The following is a 1137-nucleotide window of genomic DNA, read 5'->3' as shown; positions in this document are numbered from 1 at the left end:
GGGGGGGGCCCCCGCGGGGGGGGGGGGGGGGGGGGGGGGGGGGGGCGCGGGCGGGCGCGGGGGGGGGGGGCGGGGGGGGGGCGCCCCGGGGCGGCCGGGGCGGGCCGGGGGGGGGCCCCCCCCCCCCGGCCGCGACGCCATCACGACGCCGCGGCCGGCCAGCCGCACGACCGATGGCCGACGGCCGAAAGCCAGGGGTCACGGGCACACGGCCCGTCCCGGCGGCGACCGATCGGCCGGTACCCCTTAGCTGCCGATCAGCCGGTGCCCCTTAGAGATCGACCTCGCGCATCAGCATGCCGACCTCGGTGTTGGTCAGGCGGCGCAGCCAGCCCGACTTCTGGTCGCCGAGCGGGATGGGGCCGAAGCCCGTGCGGACCAGCTTGTCGACCGGGAAACCCGCCTCGGCCAGCATGCGCCGCACGATGTGCTTGCGGCCCTCGTGCAGCGAGACCTCGACCAGGTAGTTCTTGCCGACGTTCTCGACGACCTTGAACTGGTCGGCGCGGGCGTAGCCGTCCTCAAGCTCGATGCCGTTCTTGAGCTGCTTGCCGAGGTCGCGCGGGATCGGACCCTGGATCGCGGCCAGGTAGGTCTTCTTGACGCCGTACCTGGGGTGGGTGAGGCGGTGGGCCAGCTCGCCGTGGTTGGTGAGCAGGATGATGCCCTCGGTCTCGGTGTCCAGGCGTCCGACGTGGAACAGCCGCGTCTCGCGGTTGGTCACGTAGTCGCCCAGGCACTGGCGGCCGTCCGGGTCCTCCATGGTGGAGACGACGCCGGCGGGCTTGTTGAGGGCGAAGAAGAGGTACGACTGGGTGGCGACGGTCAGGCCGTCCACCTTGATCTCGTCCTTCTCCGGGTCGACGCGCAGCCCCTGCTCGGTGACGATCTGCCCGTTCACCTCGACCCTGGCCTGGTCGATCAGCTCCTCGCAGGCCCGCCGCGAGCCCATGCCGGCCCGGGCCAGCACCTTCTGGAGCCGCTCGCCCTCCTGGTCGCCGAAGGTCTTGGGGAGGTTCAGCCGCGGCTTGTCGTGCCGGGCCCGGTTGCGCTCCTCGATCTGCGCGTCGAGCTCGCGCGGGCGCGCGGGCGCGGACCGGCCCCGGCTGCCACCGGGTCGCCCGGCGCCGCCGGTCC

General features: G+C 74.4%; 1 protein-coding gene. It reads right to left on the bottom strand.

Annotated features, from left to right (window positions below; translation table 11 throughout):
- Window positions 1-271 precede the first annotated feature (271 nt).
- Window positions 272-1137: pseudouridine synthase (locus AAHZ94_RS34395; RefSeq protein WP_349997602.1), on the bottom strand; the 866-nt coding region annotated here is incomplete at its 5' end.

Origin of the sequence: Streptomyces sp. HSW2009 (genome assembly GCF_040240285.1) — a bacterium.
Classification (GTDB): Bacteria; Actinomycetota; Actinomycetes; order Streptomycetales; family Streptomycetaceae; genus Streptomyces.
This window is presented reverse-complemented; position numbering and strand designations above follow the sequence as displayed.